Below are 25,432 nucleotides of genomic sequence, written 5' to 3' on the forward strand. Positions count from 1 at the left end.
CTCGCCAAAATCATACGACAGAGAAGCGTAGAACGCAAGGACGGATTAGCCGAAGGATGAAGCCAAAGACAGAAGGCAAAAGTCAGACGATAGAAAGAACATAGAACATACAACAGAGAGCATATGAATATGATCAATCTATTCGCAGCAGAACATAATCCTCATAATCTGTGCTCATCTGTGGCGAAAAATCAGCCTTCGCGATCTTCGTGTTCTTCGCGGTTTCCAGCCTTCGTGTCCCTTCGTGCTCTTCGTGGATCAACGGTCCTACTCAAAATTGCGCGTGCCGCCAAAGACGCGCCCAACTGGCATTGTCACAATAAAGCCTGTATTCGGTTTATTCAGCGAGCCAGTGATTTGCTCGGTGATTGCAACCAAATGCTCAACTTGGCTGCTTTGCACCACGCTGAGCAGCGTAAAATGGTGCATCTCATCGTCCTCAAGCAATTCGCGCAACGAGGGAAACAAGGGCGCATCATCACGATACAGGGCATTGCCAATTCGTCCAAGCCCAGTGCTACGCAGCACCGTCACGCCGCGCACACCTTGCTCCTCCCACGCCCGCAACACCTCGTTTAACAGATCAACATCATTTAAAATAAAGATCAGCGTTTCTAATTGGCCTTGATTCATGGTAATTGCTCCTTTGGTAAAACACCTAATTCGATGGGCTAGATTTTAGTTTGGTTGCGGGCGTGGGGTTTCTGCTTTCGGCGTTTGATCATTGCCAAACGACCAGCGCAAGACCAATGGCGTAACCAAGGTGGTTACCAGCACCATCAGTACCGTCATGGCAAACACATCTTCGCCAATAATCCCTTGGCGAATACCGACGCTGGCGACAATTAAGCCAACTTCGCCACGCGAAATCATGCCCAAACCAACCTGCAACGATTCTTTATTATTCATGCCGCCAAGTTTCGCGCCCAAGCCACACCCAACAATTTTGGTAACGATTGCAATCAAGCAGAGCAAGGCTGCAAAGAGCACCAAATCGCTTGGTAAGGCAAAAATATTGGCGTGCAGGCCGATGCTGGCGAAGAAGATCGGCACAAAGAAGGCATAGGTCAAGGTTTGCATGCCATCCTCAATGCGATTGTGATAGGGCGTGCGACCAAGAAATACGCCAATCAGAAATGCCCCGGTAATGGCGGCCACCCCACCCAAAGCTTCAGCACTCCAGGCAGCAAGCAACACCAAAACAATTGCGCTGCTCACCAGCGGTTGGCTAATTGGTAATTTGGCAGCTTTGCGGATAAGCCAAGGCAACGCGCGTAGCCCAAAAATACTCATCACGACGAAATAAAGCAGCATAACGCCCACAATGCTCAGCACTGTCATAATGCCGCCGCCACTGCTGGCAGTCAAGGCCACAAAGGTCGAGAGCAGCACAATCACCAAAACATCATCGACGATTGCCGCGCCAAGCAGCGATAAACCAACGCGCGAACGCAATTTGCCAAGCTCCAGCAAGGTTTGCGCCGAAATTGAAACGCTGGTTGCAGTTAGCAAAATGCCAATAAACAGGCTTTTGGTAAACGAGTAGTTGTTGGGCCAGAACCACGCTAGTGCAAAACCACCAATCAGTGGGATGATTACGCCCAGCACGCCTGCGATCGTCGAAACTTTGCCCGCCGCCAAAAGATCGGGCAATTTGACCTCAAGCCCAGCCACAAACATCAAGAAAATCACCCCAATTTCGGCAATTTCAAAGACGGTTGTTTGCAAGTGAGGGCTGGTAAAAAAGCCTAGTTGCAAAAAATTGAGCACACTGGGTCCAAGCAAAATTCCCACTAAAAGCTCGCCTAAAACTGCTGGCTGTTTGAGCTTGGTGCTGATAAGCCCGCCAATTTTGGCAGCCGCAATCAATACCGCCAAAGCCAGCACTAGCTGTAAGAGCGGCGACATGCCCTCCCCAGTAGCAGCTGCTGGCACTGGGGCAGCATTCGTTTGAACGACGATCAGCGACATACGCATCTCCTTGTTGGCTGCTTTGTGGCCAGCAAATGCAACCAAAACTAAACTAAAAAAGCCGCATTCCTGCGACTGACTCCACCATAGTTGTCTCGGCTGCGAGACGTATTCACTTTGACTATAGGCCTCTAATCAAGCACTGTACCCGAAAAAATCGGCTTGGTCAAATCTATTTTTCATCATATAGGTCATACTTATTCGTTAATTACTTTGTGGTATGATATTCAATACTACACAAATTATATTTACATAAGAGACATATATGTATTCACAAGAATTTATTATTACCAATGTAGCACTTCAAACACAATGGATGGTCAAACAAAGATTAGAAAAACTCCGAGAAGGCTTACATGATACGATGTCGATCAGCCCTTTTTTAATACCCATTATCTTTGACCTTCATCATGCCAATAACTTTTCCGATCTAGCTCAGTTATTAATTTCTGGCCATTTAATGATTGGACATTTTACTAGTTTTGGTAAATTTATTGACGAGAAGATTCTTCCTAATGTCTTTGGAACATTCAAATTAAGTAGCAAATATAGAGCTGCTAATTATCCATTAAATATCCCTTGTTTCAATGAAATCGATCATATTGTCCAAAGGGCTAATACTACTTCATTATTATCTTTAAAAGCTAGTAAATGGACAATTAATTTATCAGTAGCAAAAGAATTAAATACAGCCTTCTCAATTATTCTTCGTGATTATAAAGAAAGCTATAACGAGATCATTGTGGGGATATTTAATGGTAATAATGAAGGATTAACAGATAAATATGATATTATAAAAGGTATAAATCGAGGTAAATTTCATGATGTTGCCGATATACGTGCAAATATTCGAGTATTAGCAGGCCAATCATTTTGGAGTTGGCTCAATTATGATGAAGCTCAAACTCAGAATTGGGTTTTAGCTGGTATTTTAGAAGGTTTAAACCAAGCAGATTGTAGAGATGAAGCTGAAGTTCTACTTCAAAGTTATGTAAATTTATTTAACCAAAAGTATAACAGATATATCCAAAATGATGGTATAGTCAATTGGCAGCAACTCCTTTTAGATATTAATGGGTAAATTAAGATCGTTCATATACATTATTTTCAAGCTCGAATAAATTTATCTGTTGATTATTTTCATAATACGATATATCCCCTGCAAGAGCTTTTCCATTTTTCCAATAGCTTCGAGTACGTACATGAGGACGTAAATGAATTATTCGATAACCTTCCACTGATTGGGTCGTATCGCGTTCGCCCTGATTTATTCTAAACAATAAATCTTTTACTGTTTTACCTGAAACGATGCCTAACCGAATTGGTACTGCGTTTCCAATTTGTCTAAATTTAGCTGTAGTATTACCTGAAAATTTCCATGTCTGAGGAAACTCTTGAATAGCTGCTGCTTCGCCAACAGATATCGCACGCAATTCTGACGGATGACACATACTTGTCCCTGCATGATTAGGCAGGGTTACAACTGTAGGTGAAGGAAATGCAAAAGAGAGCTTGCGCCAATAAGCACTCCTTCCACCCTTAAGATACCAGCTTTTCCCCATAGATTCTTGTTGTATTTCAAGCGGCAAACTTCGCCAATTTCCGCCTGGTGGAATCATTGCAAGATATTTTAGCTTTCTGGGACTAAAATTTAGAACTTCAGGGCAGTGATCTACAAAACCCTGACCAATAACCTCTCCCAAGGTTTTAAATGGAGGTAGGTTATCCTCGATCCTATTGCTAAATTCAGGCAGTGGAAAATTCGCATCTAAGCCAAATCTATTACCAATACAAATAATTCTTTCTCTAATTTGTGGTGCACCATAATTAACTGCATTTACAATAAAACAATCGATATGATATCCAATATCATTGAATTTATTAAATAAGAGTTTTAATAAAGAGCCTTTGGAATAATATTCACTATTAATATCTTGACCATTCTTATTATTTTTTTTCGGGATTACAGGCATTGATAATAAACCACGAACGTTTTCCATAATAAAAGTTTGAGGTCGAAGTTCGTCAATAATTCTAAAAAATTCAAATAATAATTTCCCATTGGTAGATTCAATACCATCACGTTTACCAAATACGCTAAATGACTGACATGGCGGCCCTCCTACAACCAGCGGAATATCACCTTCGATTAGTGAGATTGAGCGAAGTTGCTGGGCCGAAACAGTATAAATATCATTTAAGATCGGAAGATTAGGGCGATTCAGACGGATCGTATTGATCGCTTCTTCATTATTTTCAACACATATAGAGGGATTAAATCCCTCGATCTCTAAGCCTAAATCTAGGCCCATCGCACCTGAAAAAAGCGAAATAAATTTAATTGAATCCATAACCTTGCCTGTAACCACTTAAAATAAAACAAATATGAATAAGATTAAATTGTAACATAAAAGCACAGATGTATCAATCGCTTCAGGTATGTTAAATGATAAAATTCATCCAATGGTTAACCCACAGTATGATATGATCTAGCGGATACTGCAATTAGCTTGATTTTAGTAAGGATGTTGCCCTATGAGCGATGCACCTGAAATGCTGCCCGACGAGCAGCCAGATGCTGCGCCAGTGTTCGATAAAGAAGCTGCCCGCGCCCGCTATCGCGCCATGATGCGCAGTTGGCCCATGCGTTTGATGTTTGCCATGACTGGTTTGGTGATTGTTGCAACTTGGGTTTTTGCCTTTGGTGCAGCCTATGGCCCCGATGTCAAAGAATTGCCCGGCCACGACGTTACGGTGGCGGTTGCTGATTGTAAGACGTGTCATAATGCTGGCCTGCCAACCGCGCCCAGTTTTAACCATAGTTTTGCTCCAACTTGTGGCTTTTGCCATGTGCAGGGCATGCCACCAACCACGGCTTTGACCAGCACATCGAGGTTGCGCTAATGCTCTATGCAGATACGATTGCTGCCTTGGCTACGCCGCCCGGGGTTGGTGGGGTTGGGATTATTCGGGTCAGCGGCCCGCACAGTTTGGCAATCGCCCAAGCCGTGATCAAACCACGGCGCAAAGGCGTTTGGCGCTCCTACCAAATGCGCTATGGCCATGTGCTCGACGAGCAAGGCCATGTTGTCGATGAAGTGTTGGCGGTTTTTTTTAAAGGCCCACGCTCGTTCACTGGCGAGGATATTCTAGAAATCCACTGTCACGGCGGCCCGCTACCGTTGCGCCGAACCCTCAGCTTGGCTTTGGCCCATGGCGCGCGCTTGGCGAACCCAGGCGAATTTAGTCTACGCGCCTTTGCCAATGGTCGCATTGATTTGGCTCAAGCAGAAGCAACCCTCGACGTGATCGAAGCTCAAACTAATTTGGGCCTGAGTTTAGCGCTCGATCAGCTTGGCGGTGGGCTTTCACGTGATTTGCGCAGCCTGCGCGAGCAGTTGATGTATCCATTAGCCTATGTCACTGCACTAACCGATTTTCCCGAAGACGATGTGCCAAGCGAGGAATTGCTGCCGCCGTTGCAACAAGCCCACAGTCTACTCAGACAATTATTGGCCGGAGCCGATCAAGGCGTGGTTGTGCGCGAAGGGGCGCGGGCGGCGCTGGTTGGTCGGCCAAATGCTGGCAAATCAAGTTTGATGAATGCCTTGTTGCGTACTGAACGCGCGATCGTCACCGCGATTCCTGGCACAACCCGCGACACTTTGGAAGAAACCGCCAATCTTGGCGGCATACCGGTGGTGCTGATTGACACAGCGGGCATTACTGAAACCGACGATGTGGTTGAGCGAATTGGTGTCGAACGCTCGCGAGCAGCCTTGAGCAAGGCCGATTTGGTTTTGCTGTTGATCGATGGCTCTCAGCCGTTGAGCGTCGAAGATCTGGCGATTGCTCAATTAACCCACGAACGGCCAACTATTTTGATTGCAACCAAGGCCGATTTGGGCCAACACGCCGATTTAACCCCGCTGAGCCAAGCGCATCCTGCGCTGCGCGGCAGCATCGCAATCTCGTCGCAGGCTGGCACGGGCTTGGATTATTTAGGTACAATGGTCGCTGAGCAATTGCTTGGTGGTTTGCCACTCAGCGATGCCCGTTTAGTGACCAATCCACGCCACCGTGATGCCCTGCGCCGCGCCAACGCCGCCCTTGAGCAAGCTATCCAAGGCTTTCAAGAAGGCCGCCCAGTTGATCTGATTGCCATCGATTTGCATGAGGCAATTGCCAGTTTGGGCGAAATTACTGGCGAAACTGTCGAGCATGATTTATTGAATCTGATCTTTAGTCGCTTCTGTATTGGCAAATAAGTGCGCACCCAGCAAGGAGCAAGCCCGTGCTAGATTCAAAGCAGCTACCCGTCGAACGCGCCAAACTTTACGCTCGAATTATGCTCGGCATTACAGCGCTGTTTTTGCCAATTCCCATTATCGGTTGGGAAAATGTGCATTCGCAGATTAATTTTTATGTGGCGATTGTGCATGGCTTGCTCATCGTTGGCTATATTTTTCTGGTTAAGCCCAATAATCTGTATCCATTAACCTTATTGTTGCACTTTGCCAGTTCGGTTACAGTCGCAATGATCAATCATAATGTTGGGGGATTTGTCTCATATCATTTTGCAACTATTTGCATTGAATTGGTTGGTGCTGGCTTTATTTTGGCGCGCGGGCGTTGGATTTTCGCAGCGGTAGGAATTAGTATTTTTACCCATCTGATTGCGATAAGTATCGAAATGAATCGCACATGGGGCTTTAACGATCCCGATTCGTTACTGATGATGAGTGTCAGTGATAATTACAAATATCTAGCCATGGTTTCGCAAACAATTTTACTGATTGGGACTGGGGTGATTATTGCTGCGCTGATGCACGTCATTAATCAGCGTGAACAAGCGTTGGAGCAATCGCGCCAAGCTATGCAGCAACGCTCCGATGAGCTAGCCAGCTTGGCAATTCGCTTAGAAACCTCAAATCAACAATTGGTTTCAACTGAAACAACCTTGCGCCAAACCGTTGCTGCGCTGACCGTAGCAGCCCTGCCAGTTGGCGACGATGTGGTGGTGCTGCCATTAGTTGGTGGCTTCGATGCCCAACGGGCCGAAGCGGTGGAAGCGTCCTTGCTTAGCTATTTGCACGAACAACGAGCCAACACCTTAATTCTTGATCTGACGAGTGTGCCAGCAGCCTCGGAAACCTTGCTGACCATGCTCGAACGGATTATCCAAGCTGCCCGTTTGTTGGGCGCACGCGTAATTTTGGCTGGATTGCAACCAGAAGTCGCGCCAATGATGGTAAAGTTAAAGCTCAACCGCCAAAATGTGCTTTCGGCACCAACCTTGGCGGCAGCCTTAGAACTTCGTTCAACCTAAGCATAAGGGGGATTGTGTGGAAACAACCCGCGCTCATGTGATTGTGACTGGAACCGTGCAGGGGGTGAATTTTCGGGCAAATTGCCGCGACCAAGCCCGTTTGGCCAAGGTTGGCGGTTGGGTCAAAAACCTGCCCGACGGCAGCGTCGAAGCAATCTTTGAGGGCAGCCAAGCAGGGGTGCAGCGCATGATCAGCTGGTGCTATAGCGGCCCAATTCATGCCAAAGTGCAGCATGTTGAAGTCACCTGGCAAGAGCCAACCCATCGCGAGCCAACTTTTGATATTGCGTGGTAATCAACAATGACAATTAAATCAATTGGCATCTTGCTGTTCAACGATGCAGAGGAATTGGATTTTATCGGGCCACTGGAAGTGTTTGGCATGGCCAGCAATTGGGTTGATCTGACGATCAATACGGTTGCCGAGCAAGCCCAAACTGTCAAAGCCCGCTATGGCCTAAAAATTCAGCCAGATTATGGCTTTGCCGATGCGCCAGCTTTTGATGTGGTGTTGGTGCCAGGTGGGCTTGGAGCCCGCACTCATGCCCGTCACAACAACCTAATTCTCGATTATTTACGCCACCAGCGCGATCGGGGCTGGGTGGTTTCGGTTTGCACTGGAGCCTTGGTGCTTTCGGCTGCTGGCTTGCTCGATGGCCAACGGGCCACAACCCACTACACTGCCTTTGATCTTTTGGCCGAAAATAGCCAGATTACGGTCGAGCGCGAACAGCGCTATATCATCGCGCCGCCAATTGCTAGCTCAGCGGGTGTTTCTGCAGGCATCGATTTGGCGCTCGCCTTGCTGGAAACCTGGTTTACCCCAGAACTGCGTGCCCAAGTTGCCGAGCGGATCGAATGGCGCTAGGATCGTTTCCCGCTTGCTAGCCGAGAAATAGCTATGTCACACAGCAACCAGCGGCGCATTCAATGGCTCTATTGGCTTTTGGCCTTGCCAGCGCTTGCTTTTTTTATGCTCTTTTTTGGCGTGCCACTGTGGGCAATTATGCAACGTGCCTTTGCAGAAAAGGGCTTGTTGGTTGCCATCCAAATAGTCGTGAGCAACCGTAGCTTGCTGCATGTCGTGGCCTGGAGTGCTTGGCAAGCCAGCCTTTCGACCCTGTTTACCTTGCTACTTGGTGTACCAACCGCCTATCTTCTGGCGCACTATCACTTTCCCGGGCGGGCATTAATTCGCTCGTTGATTGCAGTGCCATTTGTGTTGCCAACGGTGGTTGTCGCCTTGGCTTTTCGGGCTTTGCTTGGCGAGCGCGGCTTGGTCAATCGCTGGCTGATGGCGTGGTTTGAGCTTACGCACGCGCCATTGCAGCTTGAGCAAAGCCTTGGCATGATTTTGCTGGCTCATGTTTTTTTCAATCTGACGGTTGTTGTGCGGTTGCTTAGCGCCTATTGGAGCAACCACGACCAGCGTTTGGAGGCTTCGGCCAATGTGCTGGGCGCGCCACGCTGGCGGGTTTGGCTCGAAGTGACCTTGCCATTAGCAATGCCAGCCTTGTTAGCAGCAGCGTTGTTGGTTTTTACCTTTACCTTTTCGGCCTTTGGCACGGTGCTGTTATTGGGCAGTAGCCAACAACGCACCATCGAGGTCGAAATTTATGATCAAGCGATTCGCCAATTTAATTTGCCAGTCGCCGCAACCCTCTCGCTATTGCAAATTCTCACCAGCCTGGGCTTGACCTTGGCCTATACGCGGCTTGTGCGGCGGAGCAGCGTGGCTCAAGAAGCCCAGCAATTGCCGTTGCGTCGTGCTCAGCGTTGGTCAACCCGCTTGGCTATTGGCTTGGTGATGCTGCTGGTGGGGAGTCTGATTGTCTTGCCATTGGGCAGTTTGTTGCTTGGCGCATTGCGCATTGATGGCCAGTGGAGCCTTGAATATTTTCGTATGTTGAGCATCAATCAGCGCGGCAGTTATGCCTATGTGCCGCCAACCCAAGCGATGCTCAACTCACTACGTTATGCAGGTATTACCATGGTTTTGGCTTTGGGGTTTGGCTTACCGTGTGCCTATTTGCTGGCTCAGCCCCAAGCCCGCCTCACCAAGCTGCTCGATGGTCTGCTGATGTTGCCCTTGGGCACGTCGGCGGTGACTGTCGGTTTAGGCTATATTATCGCGTTTCGTTCGTATGAACTTTGGAGCTGGGAAACCCCTGATCTGCGGCGTTGGTCGGGCTTGTTGCCGCTCGCTCATACCTTGCTAGCTTTGCCATTTGTGATTCGCACAATGTTGCCTGCCTTGCGGCGTTTAAATCCCCGTTTACGCGAGGCTGCCCGCATGTTGGGTGCAAAACCATGGCGGGCTTGGTGGGAAGTTGATTTGCGCTTGCTCCTGCCAAGCATCATGGCTTCGGCACTCTTTGCCTTTACTGTTTCGTTAGGCGATTTTGGGGCGGCGCTGGTGGTGAGCGTAACCAGCCCAGATACGGCCACTATGCCCGTAGTGATCTTTCGTTTTTTGGGCCAACCTGGGGCAAGCAACTATGGCCAATCCTTGGCAATGAGCAGCCTGTTGATGCTGGTTACCTTTGTGAGTTTTGGGCTGTTGGAGCGCTTCCGCGACCAAGGCAGCGAATGGTGATAACTAGACAGAATGGAGTATAATAGCATTAGAATCCGTTGGCTTGGCGAAGGATGGTTGCATGAAACGAGGGTCGGTACGCCGGACAATGATCATCATTGCAACCGTGCTTTTGAGCCTAATGACTGGGTTAAATATCGTTGGGGTTATTGAGCGTAATTGGCTGAATGATGATATTGAATATGTGATTGATCTCGAAGATGCAGAACGCTTAGCCCGCGAAATTAGCCTCTATACCCAATATCAAGCTCATGCGCTCGATGCCTATGCCTTGGGCTATGCAGATGAGCGCGAACACTATACCCGTTATCGCCAAGCCTTCGATGATAAACGCCTCGAACTTGAACAATTCTTCCAGCACATGCAACCAAGCCCCGAGACCAAAGCCGCCTTCGATCAGGTGCAAAAGCTCAGCGCCGATTACCAAGATGCAGGCATTGCTTATCTCGCCCAAATCGATTTACGCATCCAAGAAGCAGCGCCAACCCGCTCTGCAGCTGAACTCGCTGCTTGGGAAATTCTCGATGAGCGTGCCGACCAACTCGACGCTGCCAGCCAAGTCTTATCCGATATTATTGACGATCAATCTGAAACCCTCGAAGCCTCGATTACTAAGCAAAATGGCCGTATGATTGTCGCCTTAACTGGCCGCAGTATGGCAATATTTGTGCTGCTCATTTTATTCGTTTACTATCTGCTGGGGCGGGTTGGTAGTCAATTTAACCTTGTGCGCGATGGGGCGCAACGCTTTGCCGATGGCGATTTTTCGAGCGATATTCCGATTCGGCGCTATGATGAAGTTGGCCAGCTTGCTGCTAGTTTTAACACCATGGCCCAAACGATTCGCGGCCAAATTGAGCGGCTTGAACAAGCAAAGGATCACGCGCAACGCTTGCAATTTGTGGCCGAAGAAGCCAACCGCGCCAAAAGTAATTTCTTGGCTAATATGAGCCACGAACTGCGCACGCCACTCAACGCGATCATCGGCTATAGCGAAATTCTGCAAGAAGAATGCGAAGACCTCGGCCAAACCGCCATGATCGACGATCTCGATCGGATTCGGCTTTCAGGTCGCCATTTGCTGACCTTAATCAACGATATTTTGGATTTGGCCAAGATTGAATCAGGCAAGGTTGAAATTTTGCCTGAGGAAATTTCGCTGCCCCAATTATTGCACGATGTGCGCTCCACCGTTGATCCAATGATTATCAAAAATGAAAATCGCTTGGTGATCGAATCGGCGGCGGGCTTGCTGACGATGATTAGCGATGAAACCCGCTTGCGCCAGATTTTAGTCAATTTGCTGAGCAATGCTGCCAAATTTACCGAGCATGGCCGCATTACGCTCCGGGTGCAGCCCAGCGAAGAAGCTGGCTGGATCAATTTCAGCGTGCATGATAATGGCATTGGCATGAGCAACGCCCAATTAGCGCGCTTATTTCAACCATTTACCCAAGCCGATGCATCAACGACGCGCAAATATGGCGGCACTGGGCTTGGCTTGGCCCTAAGTCGGCGTTTGGCGCAACTGCTTGGCGGCGATATTCGGGTTCAAAGTGAGTTGGGTGTTGGCTCGACCTTTAGCGTACATCTGCCGCAATCGGTCATCGATATGACTCCAGTTTCGTTGCTTGATGAAGCGCCAGTGATTATTAGCGAAGCCAACAATAACCAACCAAAAGTGCTGATTATCGACGACGATCGTAACGTGCACCACATGCTTTCGCGCACGCTCAAGCGCGAAGGTTGGAGCGTTTTGAGTGCGCTCAATGGTGAAGACGGCTTAACGATGGTCCGAAGCTATCATCCAACCGCGATTTTGCTTGATGTGTTGCTGCCAGGCCATATCAACGGCTGGGAAATTCTGGCTGAAATCAAGGCCGATCCAGCGATTGCCGAAATTCCGGTGATTATGCATACGATTGTGGCTGAGCCGAATCAAGGCGTTTCATTTGGGGTATACGATTATTTGATCAAGCCTGTTGATCGCGGTCAATTATTGCGCACCCTGCGCAGTTGTATCGACCCGCAAAACGATAAAACCCAATTAGTCTTGGTTGTTGACGATGATCAGGATAGTCGGGCGATGTTGCGGCGCATGCTCGAAGGCGCTGGCTGGAAGGTTTATGAGGCAGCCAATGGCCGCGAAGCCTTGGGCGCATTGCATAGCCGCCCCTTTGGAGCCATGATTCTCGATTTGATGATGCCCGAAATGGATGGCTTTGAAACGATTGCTGCTTTGCAAGAGCTTGAGCAATTCCGCGATCTGCCAATTATTGTGGTTTCGGCCAAAGAGCTAACCGAGGAAGAACGGCAACAACTCGAAGCAACCGTTGAACGCGTGGTTAGTAAGGGGAATGTGCGGCGTGAAGAGATTTTGGCCTTGGTTCGCGAGCAAGTTCGGCGGCGGGTGGAGCAACCGCCTACAACCACGTAAATTGCTGCGCTGGAGCATACGTTTGATGCTTGCGCTTGCAATTGCTTTATTGCTGGTCAATAGTTGGGTGCGTTGGGCAACCGCCGATTATCGTTTTGCTGATGTGGCCAGCATTCCAACCCAACAGGTTGCAATTGTGTTTGGTGCTGGCATTCGCAACAACCAACCAAGCGCAGCGCTGCGCGAGCGGCTTGATGGCGCAATTCGCTTGTATCAAGCAGGCAAAGTGCAACATCTCTTGATGAGTGGCGATAATAGCCAGGTTAATTATGATGAAGTGAGCGTGATACGCGAGTATGCGCTGGCCCATGGCGTGCCTGCTAGCGCAATTACCCGCGATTATGCTGGTTTCAGCACCTACGAAACCTGCTATCGGGCCAAGGCGATTTTTGGCCTCGAACAAGCCATCCTTGTGACCCAAGACTATCATTTACCCCGCGCAATCTACACCTGTCGCGAGTTGGGCTTGGCGGCGATTGGCCTGAGCATTCCCGATTGGAGCTATCAGCCAGAACAGGCCACAACCTACTATCCGCCAATGACCCAAGTGCGCTACACCACCCGCGAATGGTTAGCACGTTGCAAAGCGCTGTTTGAAGTGCATATTAGCCAGCCGCAACCAACCTTTTTGGGGCCATCCGTCGGCTTGGGCGAAACCACCAGCGCCCAACAATAAAGCAGCAACCGCCGAAATTGGCTGCAACTTCGGCGGTTGTGGAATAACTATTCGACGGTAGTTGGCTCAGTTTGAGCGATAAATGGCAGCTCGACCACGGTTGCTTGCTGATCGCCAACGCTGAGTTGGCTGCCAAGATCGTGGCCAGTGCGCACATAGCCCAAGCCAATGTGCTGATTCAAATCTGGCGACCAAACCACGCTGGTCAATGTACCAGCATCTTTGCCATTGCTGGTTAATGGAGTGGGTACTTCAATTGCGCCGCTCAGTTGCAAGCCTTGGAGCTTTTTAGCCAAGCGTCCGCGACTATCCATGCGGGCAATAATTTCTTGGCCGATGTAGCACCCTTTGTTAAAGCTGACTGCATCCCACAAATTGGCTTCCAGTGGAATGAATTCTTCGTTGAGTTCATTTAAGGCTGGGTAACCAGCTTCAACCCGCAACGTATGGTAGGTTTCGCGGTCAAGCAAGCTAGCTTTAGCATCGTCAAAGGCTTCACATAAAGCATCAGCTGCTGCCAGATCAGCAAAAATTGCCCAGCCAGCGCCACGCATTGGGCGAATGCGGGCCAAGCGCACTGGACAGCCATCGATTTCCGCGCTGACATGCTGCCACAAACCAACCTGCTCTAGGGCTTGGTTGGTCAATTGTTGTAAGATTGCGGTGGCTTGGCTGCCATACACCCGCATCTGATGCACGCTCTCGGTAACATCGCGCACCTTAAATTGATCGCCATAAAACTTGTTGCGGCCAAAATAGGTGGTTAATTGTGCGCCGCGATTGGCGCTGGTAATTGCCCAAATCGTATCATCATTAATCGCCAAGATCGTGATTAAATCGATAATTCGCCCAATATTGGTGGTCAGCACAGTAATTTGGCCAGTGCCAGGGGCCAAATTGAGCACAGCATTGGTCGAAAGCCGATTGATCAACACCAAACGGTCACGGCCTGTAATTTCCACACACCCAGCCGACGAGCGATCCAGATAGACTGCTTGCTCGCTGGCAGCTCGATACGCCTGTTCATTCATAACCAACGACCTCCTCTAGTTGCTTGGTTGTTGTGGGTCAAGGGCTTGTTGCAAAACATCGGCAAATACGTCGTAGGGTTGGGCGCCCACAACCAAGTAGCGTTTGGCAAAAACACTGGCGGGCACGCCACTCAAGCGTAGTTGCTGGGCTAACGCAATATCTTCTTCAACCGCAGCATCGTAGAGTGGCTCGGCCAAACTTGCTGCTAAATTGCTGGCATCAAGCCCAACCGATTCGGCGCACGCGGCCAAAACTTCAATTTGGCTAATATCTTGGCCTTGCAACCAATAGGCGGCTAATACAGCTTTGGCAAAACCATTGCCAGCGCCCTGTTGTTCGGCCCATTTGGTCGCTCGATGTGCCCAACGGCTATCAATGCCAAACGGCCCTTGTTGAATATCAACCCCATATTGAGCTTTGGCCATCGCCACCATCGCTGGCGTTTTTTCGGCAATAAATTGGCGATATTGGGCATCTGGTGGCGGCGAGCCAAATGGCCGCAATTCAAAGGCGTGCCATGTCAATTCAATATCGTGAGTTTCTTCCAAGCGTTTTAAGCTGGTTGAAACAAGAAAACAAAAGGGGCAAACGAAATCCGACCATACATCAACGCTAACCGACATACTAGCTTTCCTTTCCGCGCAAGTCCAACCGCCAACAAGGCCCAAACCTCAATCAACTGGCGGCCTTTTCAGTCTACCACGAGCCGCCGATTGTGGTAGACTAACCAAACACATGAGCTATTAAAGGGATTGGGCAATGAAAATTCTCCACCTCGCAGATATTCACATTGGCATGGAAAATTATGGTCGGCTTGATAATGCAACTGGCCTCAACACCCGCTTAATCGATTATCTTGATCGTTTTGCAGAAGCCTTGCAGATTGGCATCGAGCAGGATGTTGATTTGGTGCTGATTGCTGGCGATATTTATAAAAACCGCACACCCAACCCAACCCATCAACGTGAATTTGCCCGTCGCCTGCGCAGCGTTTTGGATCGGGGCATTCCGGTGTTTATTTTGGTTGGCAACCACGATGTTTCTGCCGCCGCTGGCAAAGCCCACTCGGTCGAAATTTTCGATACGCTGGCGATTGACGGCGTGACGATTGCCGATCGGCTTGGGATTCATACGATCGAAACCCGCGCTGGCAGCATTCAAATTGTGGCTGTGCCTTGGATTAGCCGCCATGCAATTTTAACCAAAGATGATATTCGTGAATTGCCATTTGCCGAACTCGAAGCCGAATTGTTGCGGCGGGTCGGGGCTTGGCTCGAACAAGTGCCAGAGCGTTTGCGCGGCGATTTACCAGCTATTTTAACCTTTCATGGCACGGTTTCCAATGCCACTTATGGCGCTGAACGCTCGGTGATGTTGGGCAATGATCTGATTTTACCACCATCGCTTTTGGCTCAGCCAGGCATTCAATATGTGGCGTTGGGCCATATTCATCGCTATCAAGTGCTGAGCCAAAATCCCCCGATGATCTACCCTGGCTCGATTGAACGGATCGATTTTAGCGAGGAAACCGAGCAAAAACAGGTGGTGATTGTTGAAATTGAAAATAATTGGGAAGATGCGACCTTCCAGCCAATTCCGGTGCATCCACGCCCCTTCGTTACGATTAAAGTTGATGTAACTGGCAGCAGCGACCCCATGGAGCGGGTAGCCCAAGCAATGAGCAAACGTGATTTAGCAGGTGCTGTGGTGCGCCTGTTGATTAGTGCTGCCGCTGAGCAACGCCCGCAACTTGATGAAGCAGAACTGCGGCGTTTGCTTGAAGCTGCCGAAACCCATGTGATTGCCAGCATCGCGATTGATGCCAAACGCAGCGAACGCACGCGCTATGCAGCAGTTGCCAGCGAATTGAACGAAGGGCTTACGCCCCGTCGTGCGCTTGAAATCTACCTTGAGAGCAGCAACATCAGTGCTACCCGCCGCGAGCACATGCTCAAAGCAGCCGATGCCCTGATCAAAGCAGAGCAGGCAAGCGAGCATGCATAAAAGGCAGAAGGCAAAAGGCAAAAGTGAGCAGAGAACAGAGAACATAATCCTCATCATCTGTGCCAATCTGTAGCTAAAAAATTAGCCTTTGTGTGCTTCGTGTCCTTCGTGCCCTTCGTGCTCTTCGCGGTTAAAAATAATCTTCATGTGCTTCGTGCTCTTCGTGGATCAATCGAGGGTAGGAACAAAATCTGCTATCCTAACGTTGATCTCGCAGTGAGGTTGGCACAACGCCAATTCTAATTAAGGAGTTTTACCGAATGCGTAAGGGAATTTTGCTGCTCGTATTGACCTCCGTTTTAGCAGCATGCGGCACCACACAAAGCACACCAACGGCTGCGCCAACTGCGACAGTCGCGGTAACCCCCACGATCGATAGCGCGAGCTATCCAACCCCTGACTTAGCTCAAAGCGAAATTGGCCTGATGATGATTGACAGTGTGGCAGTTACGGTCAAAGAATCGATGCCGCCCCAAGTAATGGTTGAAATTAACGGCATGCTCAACGATGGCTGCACCGCATTCCACGAAGCAAAGCAATCGGTCGAAGGTAACACGATTAAAATTGAAGTAACGACGATTCGACCAAAAGATGCAATGTGTACCCAAGAAATCTCACCATTTAGCACCACGATTCAAGTTGATGCGCAACTCCAACCAGGCGAATACACGATTCTGGTCAATGATGTTGCTGAAGCGCTTAAATTGTAAACTTGCAGATAGCTTATTATGCAGCGGGGAGCCTTGGCTCTCCGCATTTGGTTTAATCGAGAGCTGATGCCGATTTTGACAGATCGCCAAGCTGTTCTAAAATATCGAACACAGATAACAACCATGGAAGTTAGCTATGAAACAATTTCGGTTTATTGATTTATTTGCAGGTATTGGCGGATTTCGGCTCGGGCTTGAGGCTGCGGGAGGTATTTGCGTTGGCTCAGCCGAGATCGATCAACAGGCGATCAAGGTTTATCGCCAAAATTGGCCGACCGATCGATCAGATCATAATCTAGGCGATATTACAGCCCTTCAGCAATTGCCTGCCCACGATTTGTTGGTTGGTGGTGTGCCATGTCAACCATGGTCAATCGCAGGCAAAAATCAAGCCTTTGATGATCCACGGGGGAAATTATGGGTCGATGTAATCCGTTTAATCCGAATAAATCAGCCACGAGCTTTTATATTTGAAAATGTTAAAGGTCTGATCGATCCACGCAATCGTCTATTTCTAGAAACTATTCTCGATAGTTTTAAAGCTGAGGGTTATAACGTTTACTACAAGTTATTAAATTCGTTTGATTATGGGGTGGCGCAAAATCGTGATCGGGTATTTATTATTGGGATTCAACAAAAATTGGGTTTGCCCGATTTTTCATTTCCCGAATATAGTGAATCAAAACAACGGCTTTATGATCTTTTAGATAATCTTCAAGCTCCTTCTATTATTCCTGAATCGATTCCGATTCAACGCAATTTATTTGGTGAGCGGATTGAAGTAGGTTTCAATAAATTAACCCCGCGTGGCGCATTCAATGATTTCTTCATCCTTAACGATATTCGGAATGGACCAACTAGTATTCATAGCTGGGAAATCTATGCTACAACTGAACGTGAAAAGCAAATTTGTACAACGATTATGCGCAATCGGCGTAATCCACGCTATGGTGATTGTGATGGAAATCCAATGAGCTATTCGGATATTGCGGATTTGGTAACTGATTTAGCTGAACCAGAACTGCAAGCCTTGGTACAAAAACGAATTTTACGTCAATATGAAAATGGTAAATACGAGTTTTTCAATCGCCGTTTGTCTGGCGGGATCGACGGAACATATCGTATTTTCTTACCACATGCTCGCTTCTTTGGTACGTTAACTGCGCGTGGAATGCACGATGAAATTGCCGAAATCAGTGTTAGCGGAGCAAACGCCGCAGAATATAAGCAAAATTTCATTCAACAAATATTAATCCCCAAACGCCATCGTCCAATTACCGTCAATGAAGCCGCCCGCATCCAAGGATTTCCTGCAACATTTAAGTTTCATTCCAATCAATCGGCTAATTTTCGCCTGATTGGCAATAGTGTTGCCCCACCTGTTATTATGGCCTTGGGTAAAGCACTCCAAACAATTAATCTATTTGAGCCTGAATTGTGTGAGGTTTAGGCTATGGCGATTAATCCGATTACTCGTAACAAAATTAAAGATTATTTGAATGGGTTTATCGATCAGCAGTTGGCCGTTTATAGTCAACGAAATCTACGGGAATTTCATGATGTTGATAGTTATCTAGCAGCTATTTCATCAGATGGAGATCTGAAGCCATTTCACGCTTCAATTATTCCATCTGCGATTATGCGTTTAAATCGCTTTGAACGAAGCCTAAGTACAGGGCTTGGCTCAACATTCGAGGAATGTGCACGCTTAATCGCGCTTGATCATCATGCAGTTGCTATCCGTAGCTACGATATCCAAGCATCACTTGATCAAGCAGTTTGGGCTAGTATCGATTTATTAATTTCAAATATTGATCGTAACATCCCATCTATTCAATTACTGAAATGCTTGAAAAACTTCAATCAATCGTATTAACTGGGATAGCAGAAAATCATGTTGTTCGGGCCGATCTGTATATTCAACGCCATGATGGTAGTGAGTTATTCTTTGAAATTAAGTCACCAAAACCGAATAAAGGCCAATGTCTTGAAGTTATGCAGCGGTTATTACGAATTTACGCAATCAAACAACAATCTGCAATACCAATCAATGCATTTTATGCAATGGCTTACAATCCTTGGGGAGCTAATCGAGCAAGCTATACCTATAGCATGGTTAAAAAGTATACCGACTTTACAAATGCAGTAGTCATTGGGCAAGAGTTTTGGTCGTTGATTGGCGAACCATCAACATACACTGAACTACTTGAAATCTATCGTGAGGTTGGGCTATCAAAATCATCTGAGATAACCCAAAAACTTTTGTAATACCTCTATAACGGCTCGCAAAAATGGGAGATGCGCCGGAGTTGGCCAACGATATTGCGGCTCCACGGCCAGCTAAACCAAACTGGATACAACATACACAACCTCTTTCACGAGTGTTTGATTAAAGAGCAAGCCCAACGCTTCGAGGCATAGCGCAACATCCACTGGCGATTTGGGCTTGCTTGAGTTGTATTCTAGCAACTGGCTATGAAAAAGTTGTGGAGAATTATTGAACATTCGCGAACAAAAGTGGCATTTGGGGCTTGCCGCGCAGCATTCAAGGTTGTAAGGTAGACCATAGGAGCAATGTTGCTCGGCTAGAAAGGGCTGTTGATATGATTGTTGATCTTTCTACGCGCTTGGATTGTGCTGCTAGCACCGCGATTGAGCATGTCACAACATCACGCCTTTTAGAATATGTGGCCAAACCGTTGGTCCGGTTTGTACCGAAACAACCACGCCAGCTGCCAACGATTTGGCACGATGGCACCTATTGGGTCGAGTTGCGTTTATTTGGTCTGATTCCCTGCGGCAAACAGGCAATCGTCATCTCGCACCCACAGCAACATCCATTTACCTTGCGCGATAATGGCTATAGCCGCCTTATCAAACGTTGGGATCATACGATTGAGGTGGCGGTTGAAGGCACAAGCACGCGCTATCGTGACCATCTGATAGTTGAGGCTGGCTGGCTAACCCCAATTATCTGGTTCTTCGCTCAAGTTTTTTATCGCCATCGGCAGCGGCGTTGGCGCCGTTTAGCCGCCAAACGTTTTCGTTATGAGTAGTATTTTGCTTGACCAAACCAACCCAGTGGTACAATTGTGTATTCGCGGGGTGCAGGCCGAAATGCACGATCACATTGCTGTTGCTCAAGCTGCCTATCAGCAAGCTTGGGCTATGCGCCAAACTGCCTTGGATGGCTGCATTGCGGCCCATTATTGTGCTCGTCATCAACCACCAATGATTATGCTCGAATGGAACCAGCTTGCGCTCGAACAGGCACGTTTGGTTGAACAAGCGGCCATCAGTGATTTTCTGCCATCGCTGTATTTGAATTTGGCTTGGTCGTATGAACAAACTGAGCAGCTCGCCCTCGCAGTCGCGCATTATCGACTGTGCTTGGCTAGCCTCGTTGGCTTGGAAGCTAGCCCCTATCACACCATGATTCAGGAAAGTGCTTTGACCGCGTTGCAACGCCTAGATCGGTAGCGTCCAATCGTAGCGCACCGCGCCCAAGCGCATGGCGGCGGTAATGCCAGTACAGACCAACACCGCCAGCGCATCAAAATTAAGATAGGTACATAACAGATAGCCACACGCGCCGACAAAGGCACAGGTTACATATAATTGAGTGCTGCGCTGAAACACCAAGGGAATTTCATTGCACAAAATATCGCGCAGCATGCCACCAACCGAGGCCGTAATCACGCCCATCAAGGCGGCGATGAAGGCTGGCATCGAGGCTTCGAGGCCATAGGCCACGCCAACCGCTGTAAACAGGCCCAAGCCAAAGGCATCGGGAATTATAATTGCCTTTTCGGTCAGCGCAACCCAATCGGCTTTGGCCACAAAAAACGAGCCAATCGCCAATGCCAACATCAACATTGGGTAAATTGGCTGTTGCACCCAGTAGAATGGGCGCCGATCGAGCAAGATATCCCGTACTGTTCCACCGCCAAACGTGGTGACAAACGCCACCGTATACACGCCAATTAAATCGAATGAGCGACGGCGGGCAGTAATAATGCCCGAAATGGCAAAGGCAATCGTGGCACAAATTTCAATAAGCGAGAGCAGCGTTTCCACAACATCCTCTGAGTTTTAAGCTAATACAAAACCGCGCCGAAAAATCAGGCGCGGTTCATGTCGCGATTGTCTATCACTATACCACGAAGTTGCGATTGATCTATAGCTATTTAGGGCATGGTTGCGCTAGCTGGATAAGCGCCATGAGCAGCCAAATATTCATCTTGCAACAAGTCCATCACAATGTCGTCGTGCCAACGCCCGTTGCGAAAATTGATTTGGCGCAAACGCCCAGCCACTTGGAAGCCAACTTTGCTATAGACGCGCTGGGCACGTTGGTTGTAATCGCGCACCGTCAATTGCAAGCGGTGAAAATTAAGCTCAGCAAAGACATAGCGCACCACCAAGTGCATTGCCTCGGTGCCATAGCCATTATCCCAAAACGCGCGATCAAGCATAATGCCCAATTCTGCCGAGCGATTTTTCAATTGTGCGCCCCAAACATTGGTGAAGCCAATCAATTGACCAGTTGCTGTTAGTTCAATCGAAAAGCCAACATCGCTGCCACCATCGCGAAACCAATGGTCAAACATCATCACATTCGTTGGTTCATGGCGCAAACGAATATCACCATCGGTTTGCAAAGCCATAATTTCTGGATCACCCCACCATTGATGAAATATCGGCAGATCTTCTTGGCCAACAGAGCGCAGGGTCAAGCGACTTGAGCTAAACATGGGGTATACTCCATCGTAATTAAGCAACCCTGATTGTAGCACGTTATTAGTAGTTTTGGCATGAGAGGAGCGATTATGCTCGATTTGACCCAGCTTGATCAAGCAGCCATGCTCACGCTTGCCCTCGATCATACCACCAATCCCGCGCAACTACGGGCGCTGGCCGAATGGATTAAGCTCGTTCACGTATCGCATTCAAATCAACCTAGCACGAGCTTGCATTATCTTACGACGCTTGCGCCGCAAGGCCCGCTAGCGATTTTCCTAGAACGGGCCAACACCTCGCCTGTAGTAGAAGCCTTGGTTGCCAACCCCAATACGCCAGCTCCAGTTGCTTTAGAATTTGCCGCCGCTGTTCCTGCTGCCTTCTTCGCTAATCCAGCGTTGGGTTCGTGGCTTTTGGCCAATCCCGAGCTGTTGCGCCAACTCGAGCCGCTGTATCTATTACAGTTGTTGCGCTATGCCAACATTCCAGCGCCGATTTTGGGGTTGATTCGCACAATGAGCCTCGCAATCGCGCAAACTGTGGAATTGGATATTGGCTCGAATCCAGCCTTGGCTACTGATTGGTATGCGCAATATCAAACCTATAAGCAGCGGGTTGCGTTGCCAGCTACCGAAGCTAGCCTTTTATTGCAAGAATTGCTGAGTTTGAATGCGATTAACGAGCCAATGTTGAGCTGGCTGCGCCAATCGAGCCTTGAGCAGCATCAACGCCTCTTTATGCAAGTTTCTGCCAACAGCACGCCAGCATTTGAGCCAAAAACGCTTGATTTCAGCCCAAAATATGTCACCCTGCTTGATGCACCACTTGCTGAGCGCATGTTGGTTGCCAATTCCAATGATGTTAAAGGCCTAGCAATTTTAGCCGAAGATGATGATCCTAATATTCGGCTTGTCGTAGCTCAGAATCCTGCAACCCCGCGCACAGTCCATCAACTGTTGGAGCTTGATGATTCGCAGCATGTGCGGGCAGCATTGGCGCGTAATCCCACCATTACGCCAAAATTATTGTTGATGCTGGCTCGCGATTACAGCTGGTCGGCGGTGCCCATTCGTGGAGCCGCAGCGCGTAATCCAGTTGCAACTCCTGAGATTCTAGCCCTTTTGGCCCAAGATCAGGCTTCGCTTGTGCGTCAAACAGTGCTTCAGAACCAGCACATTGCGCCAGAAATTGGTCAACAAGTTTGCCAACGGGCATTAATCGAAGCCTTGTATTCGCTTGATCCATGGCTCCAGCTGCTGGCATGCGGTCATCCTGCTACGCCAATCGAGCATTTGGCCAAGGCGGTTAACTCGCCGTGGTGGCTTGGGCGGGCTGCCTTGGCCGAAAACCCCAGTTGCCCACCCGCAGTGCTTGAACAACTTGCCAACGATGGCAATTGCTATGTACGACTGCTTGGCCAACGGCGACTTGAGCATGTTTAAATAGCGGCGAGCCACAATCAAAATAGATCATGGCTCGCTCAAAATTTAGTTATTGCCAGTAGCCAGCCATTAAATCGCCACCACGGGTCGGAATCCCAGCGCCGCCTGGAACCACGCCGCCTTGAGCATTGTAGATCGTGAAGGTCACTTCTTGGCTGGCAGCTAGCCCACAGACGTTGCTATTGCCTGCGCCGTCCACGTTGCCACGATTACCAAGGCCATCGACGGTAACAAACCAACCGCTGGCATTAACTCCGCGAATATGCACCGCAAAACAGGTTGGCTCAACCGCGTTTTCTGCATACTTTTGGACGTACAAGCGTTGTGGTTTTGCGGTGGCTGGCACGGCGGTTGGTGGGGCTGGCTTAGTTGGCGTAGCTGGCACGGCGGTGGGCGAAATTGCCCGTAAACGAGCACGCAAGTCGCCTACATCGATATTTGGTGCATCCTGTGCTAACTCTAATGCCAAGCTATATACTTCACGAGCTTTGGCTAATTGTCCAGTTTCTTCAAAATTCTGGCCCTTCGCGAGATACGCCTTGACCATTGCATCAATTACCGCCAAATCGTTTTTTAATCCTGCAAATTCCTGCGCCGAATTAATTTGTTTTAAGCTTTGATCGAATTCATCGATTGCCTGATCCCACTCACCAGCACTGAACGCTTGTTTGCCCGCTTGATAACTGCCGAGCAACTGATCAAGTTGTTTGGCCAAAGCGTGATCAGGATCAAAACGAAAGGCCTCGGCCAGATGTTGCTTGCTCATAGCAACCGAATCAGGATTGGTCAAGGTGCTGAGCGCCCAATTAAAATAGGTAGCAGAGCCAATACGCTTAAGCTCAAGATAGTTTTTATCAAGCTCCCAGACCCGATTAAAGGACTGGGCTGCAAGCGGCCAATCTTGTTGGGCATAGGCTTCTTGGCCAACACTATATGCCAATCGCTTGGCTTCTTGCGGGTCGCTTGGTTCTTCCTCATCAGGTGGGGTTGGTGCTAGAGTTGGTGTTGCTTGGGCTACAAGGGTTGTTGTTGCTTGGGGTTGCGGTGAGCCATCTGCAATGCCACCTGGACTAGAATTTTTTGGGTTTGGATTTGTCGATGTTTTACCAAAAGTAGTAGTAATGACCAAAAAAATGAGTAGTAAACTAACGAGCCCAGCCCCAATCAGCATCCAACGTTGCTTGGTTTGCCATGGATTTGGCGTTAGTGGTGGGTAGATTTGCGGCGTGTAATTTGTTGGTGAATTTGGGGCTGGATTAAAATTGGCTTGGCTGTTCGGCTGATACGGTTGTTGAATTGCTTGGTTTGGCATTGAGCGTGACGCTGGATTGAAATTGGCTTGGCTAGGCGGTTGGTTTGGCTGATAAACAGTCGCAATGCTCTTTTCATTGGTTGCTGCTTGATGCAAAGCTACATTTGGGCGGCTTGACCCCTGTTGGATCACCGTGACATGTTCGGCTACGGGAATATTGGTTTGTGAGCCTGGATAGCGGGTTTTTTCAAGGGCCTCAAGAAAATCGCCCATGGTTGCAAAGCGCTCATTGGGGTTACTCGCAACCGCTTGATTGATCACGTTGACAATGCCTGGTGGAATATGGGGTGCAAATTGACGTAATGATGGTAATTCTGCCTGTTGAATCCGATTAATCGTTATTCGCTCGTTGCTATCGGTTTCATACCAATATGGGTGTTTGCCCGCCAACATCTCGTATAAAATCAAGCCTAAGGCATAGATATCAGCCCGATGATCAGGCGTAAAGCCAGCAAATACTTCGGGCGCACTGTAGGCAACGGTGCCAACAAAGCCACCAACTCTGGTCATGCGCGCTTGATTTTGGGCCAGCGCAATGCCAAAATCGGTCAATACCGCATCACCATTGGCCCGAAATAAAATGTTGGCTGGCTTAATATCGCGGTGAATAAAGCCCTTGCCATGCGCATAATCGAGGGCCGAGCCAATTTGCTTGATGACTTGCAGTGCTGTTTTCAACAGCTGTTGTGGTTGTTGCTGCAAGCGCGTGGTTAAGGTGCCATTGGGAATGTGCTCCATGGCGATAAAGGGAATATATTGTTGCACCGGCGCAAACCAGGTTTGGTTGGTATCGTAAATTGCCACAATGTGGGGGTGATGGAGTTGGCGCACCAGCTTGGCTTCATGAAAAAAACGATGCACCATCTCATCATCGCTGAGGGCCACTGGGCGCAACACTTTGAAAGCCACCGTTTGATATATCGGATGGAAGGCTTGATAGACCTCGGCCATACCACCAGTGCCAATTTTGTGCTGCACCTGAAATTCTTCAAAATTGTGATTGGAATACATTCCCGCTTGTTGATTAGTGTGTGCTGAGTTACTCATACTGTGGCCCCTTAACCGTAACGTTGAATAACTGGAGATCATCACAAGCAAATAGCCCTAAAAACAGCAAACGCTGTTTATAAGTGCTCAAAAACCTGTTGGTTTGAACTATAGACTGATTGAATGATTGAAGTAT

At 48.5% G+C, this 25,432-nt stretch carries 25 protein-coding genes; 17 read left to right on the forward strand and 8 right to left on the reverse strand.

What is annotated here, in order from left to right:
* Nucleotides 1–267: 267 nt before the first annotated feature.
* Together SE18_RS13300 and SE18_RS13305 are read right to left on the reverse strand one after the other, a co-directional pair.
* Nucleotides 268–633, reverse strand: a complete 366-nt coding sequence (locus tag SE18_RS13300) for a hypothetical protein (protein ID WP_054534955.1) — start codon at nt 631–633, stop codon at nt 268–270.
* 45 nt (nt 634–678) lie between these two features.
* Entirely contained in the window at nt 679–1,971 is a 1,293-nt protein-coding gene (locus SE18_RS13305; protein WP_054534956.1) for a cation:proton antiporter, read from the reverse strand.
* Between the two features lie 265 nt (nt 1,972–2,236).
* Between SE18_RS13305 and SE18_RS13310 the strand changes: the two genes are divergently transcribed.
* The gene (locus SE18_RS13310; RefSeq protein ID WP_201783495.1) at nt 2,237–3,052 is read left to right on the forward strand and encodes a PDDEXK family nuclease; all 816 of its coding nucleotides are present in this window, start codon (nt 2,237–2,239) and stop codon (nt 3,050–3,052) included.
* Nucleotide 3,053: 1 nt separating this feature from the next.
* On the opposite strand, the gene SE18_RS13315 is transcribed toward SE18_RS13310, so the two are convergent.
* On the reverse strand, nt 3,054–4,322 hold the full coding sequence (locus SE18_RS13315; protein WP_054534957.1) for a DNA cytosine methyltransferase: 1,269 nt from the start codon (nt 4,320–4,322) through the stop codon (nt 3,054–3,056).
* 184 nt (nt 4,323–4,506) lie between these two features.
* Between SE18_RS13315 and SE18_RS13320 the strand changes: the two genes are divergently transcribed.
* From SE18_RS13320 to SE18_RS13355, 8 genes are all read left to right on the forward strand, one after another.
* Nucleotides 4,507–4,875, forward strand: coding sequence for a hypothetical protein (locus SE18_RS13320; RefSeq protein WP_054534958.1), 369 nt, complete (start codon nt 4,507–4,509; stop codon nt 4,873–4,875).
* A complete protein-coding gene (mnmE, locus tag SE18_RS13325) occupies nt 4,875–6,239 on the forward strand; it encodes a tRNA uridine-5-carboxymethylaminomethyl(34) synthesis GTPase MnmE (RefSeq protein ID WP_054534959.1) in 1,365 nt (454 codons plus the stop codon). Before SE18_RS13320 ends, mnmE begins: the two co-directional genes overlap by 1 nt.
* A gap of 26 nt (nt 6,240–6,265) precedes the next feature.
* Nucleotides 6,266–7,300, forward strand: a complete 1,035-nt coding sequence (locus SE18_RS13330; protein WP_054534960.1) for an STAS domain-containing protein — start codon at nt 6,266–6,268, stop codon at nt 7,298–7,300.
* A gap of 16 nt (nt 7,301–7,316) precedes the next feature.
* On the forward strand, nt 7,317–7,595 hold the full coding sequence (locus SE18_RS13335; RefSeq protein ID WP_054534961.1) for an acylphosphatase: 279 nt from the start codon (nt 7,317–7,319) through the stop codon (nt 7,593–7,595).
* Nucleotides 7,596–7,601: 6 nt separating this feature from the next.
* Nucleotides 7,602–8,168: a DJ-1/PfpI family protein gene (locus SE18_RS13340; protein WP_054534962.1), complete on the forward strand. Its 567-nt coding sequence runs from the start codon at nt 7,602–7,604 to the stop codon at nt 8,166–8,168.
* A 33-nt stretch (nt 8,169–8,201) separates the two neighbouring features.
* Entirely contained in the window at nt 8,202–9,896 is a 1,695-nt protein-coding gene (locus tag SE18_RS13345; protein WP_054534963.1) for an ABC transporter permease, read from the forward strand.
* 61 nt (nt 9,897–9,957) lie between these two features.
* On the forward strand, nt 9,958–12,333 hold the full coding sequence (locus tag SE18_RS13350; protein WP_083469894.1) for a response regulator: 2,376 nt from the start codon (nt 9,958–9,960) through the stop codon (nt 12,331–12,333).
* A 25-nt stretch (nt 12,334–12,358) separates the two neighbouring features.
* Nucleotides 12,359–13,009: a SanA/YdcF family protein gene (locus tag SE18_RS13355; RefSeq protein ID WP_236706871.1), complete on the forward strand. Its 651-nt coding sequence runs from the start codon at nt 12,359–12,361 to the stop codon at nt 13,007–13,009.
* Between the two features lie 47 nt (nt 13,010–13,056).
* On the opposite strand, the gene ygfZ is transcribed toward SE18_RS13355, so the two are convergent.
* Nucleotides 13,057–14,040 carry a CAF17-like 4Fe-4S cluster assembly/insertion protein YgfZ gene (gene ygfZ, locus SE18_RS13360; protein WP_054534966.1) on the reverse strand — a complete coding sequence of 328 codons (984 nt, stop codon included), beginning with the start codon at nt 14,038–14,040 and terminating at the stop codon, nt 13,057–13,059.
* Nucleotides 14,041–14,055: 15 nt separating this feature from the next.
* On the reverse strand, nt 14,056–14,664 hold the full coding sequence (locus SE18_RS13365) for a DsbA family oxidoreductase (RefSeq protein WP_054534967.1): 609 nt from the start codon (nt 14,662–14,664) through the stop codon (nt 14,056–14,058).
* Nucleotides 14,665–14,800: 136 nt separating this feature from the next.
* On the opposite strand from SE18_RS13365, the gene SE18_RS13370 reads away from it, so the two are divergent.
* From SE18_RS13370 to SE18_RS13400, 7 genes are all read left to right on the forward strand, one after another.
* Nucleotides 14,801–16,045, forward strand: coding sequence for a metallophosphoesterase family protein (locus tag SE18_RS13370; protein WP_054534968.1), 1,245 nt, complete (start codon nt 14,801–14,803; stop codon nt 16,043–16,045).
* 260 nt (nt 16,046–16,305) lie between these two features.
* A complete protein-coding gene (locus tag SE18_RS13375; RefSeq protein WP_054534969.1) occupies nt 16,306–16,755 on the forward strand; it encodes a hypothetical protein in 450 nt (149 codons plus the stop codon).
* A gap of 136 nt (nt 16,756–16,891) precedes the next feature.
* Entirely contained in the window at nt 16,892–18,205 is a 1,314-nt protein-coding gene (locus SE18_RS13380) for a DNA cytosine methyltransferase (RefSeq protein WP_054534970.1), read from the forward strand.
* 3 nt (nt 18,206–18,208) lie between these two features.
* Nucleotides 18,209–18,631, forward strand: a complete 423-nt coding sequence (locus SE18_RS28150) for a TdeIII family type II restriction endonuclease (RefSeq protein ID WP_054534971.1) — start codon at nt 18,209–18,211, stop codon at nt 18,629–18,631.
* Nucleotides 18,601–19,023, forward strand: a complete 423-nt coding sequence (locus SE18_RS28155; RefSeq protein WP_083469895.1) for a TdeIII family type II restriction endonuclease — start codon at nt 18,601–18,603, stop codon at nt 19,021–19,023. The genes SE18_RS28150 and SE18_RS28155 overlap by 31 nt, the downstream gene beginning before the upstream one ends.
* Before the next feature lie 335 nt (nt 19,024–19,358).
* Nucleotides 19,359–19,811 carry a hypothetical protein gene (locus SE18_RS13395; protein ID WP_054534972.1) on the forward strand — a complete coding sequence of 151 codons (453 nt, stop codon included), beginning with the start codon at nt 19,359–19,361 and terminating at the stop codon, nt 19,809–19,811.
* Nucleotides 19,804–20,235, forward strand: coding sequence for a hypothetical protein (locus SE18_RS13400; protein ID WP_054534973.1), 432 nt, complete (start codon nt 19,804–19,806; stop codon nt 20,233–20,235). The genes SE18_RS13395 and SE18_RS13400 overlap by 8 nt, the downstream gene beginning before the upstream one ends.
* Here SE18_RS13400 and SE18_RS13405 read toward each other — a convergent pair.
* Complete coding sequence (locus tag SE18_RS13405) at nt 20,224–20,832, reverse strand: trimeric intracellular cation channel family protein (protein WP_054534974.1); 609 nt, start codon at nt 20,830–20,832, stop codon at nt 20,224–20,226. The genes SE18_RS13400 and SE18_RS13405 overlap by 12 nt on opposite strands.
* A gap of 110 nt (nt 20,833–20,942) precedes the next feature.
* Entirely contained in the window at nt 20,943–21,509 is a 567-nt protein-coding gene (locus SE18_RS13410; protein WP_054534975.1) for a GNAT family N-acetyltransferase, read from the reverse strand.
* Between the two features lie 75 nt (nt 21,510–21,584).
* Here SE18_RS13410 and SE18_RS13415 point away from each other — a divergent pair, with 75 nt between their 5' ends.
* Nucleotides 21,585–22,937: a hypothetical protein gene (locus tag SE18_RS13415; protein ID WP_054534976.1), complete on the forward strand. Its 1,353-nt coding sequence runs from the start codon at nt 21,585–21,587 to the stop codon at nt 22,935–22,937.
* 49 nt (nt 22,938–22,986) lie between these two features.
* Here the strand turns inward: SE18_RS13415 and SE18_RS13420 are convergent, their stop codons facing one another.
* Nucleotides 22,987–25,296, reverse strand: coding sequence for a serine/threonine-protein kinase (locus tag SE18_RS13420; RefSeq protein ID WP_054534977.1), 2,310 nt, complete (start codon nt 25,294–25,296; stop codon nt 22,987–22,989).
* Nucleotides 25,297–25,432 lie beyond the last annotated feature (136 nt).

Origin of the sequence: Herpetosiphon geysericola (genome assembly GCF_001306135.1) — a bacterium.
Taxonomy (GTDB): Bacteria; Chloroflexota; Chloroflexia; order Chloroflexales; family Herpetosiphonaceae; genus Herpetosiphon; species Herpetosiphon geysericola.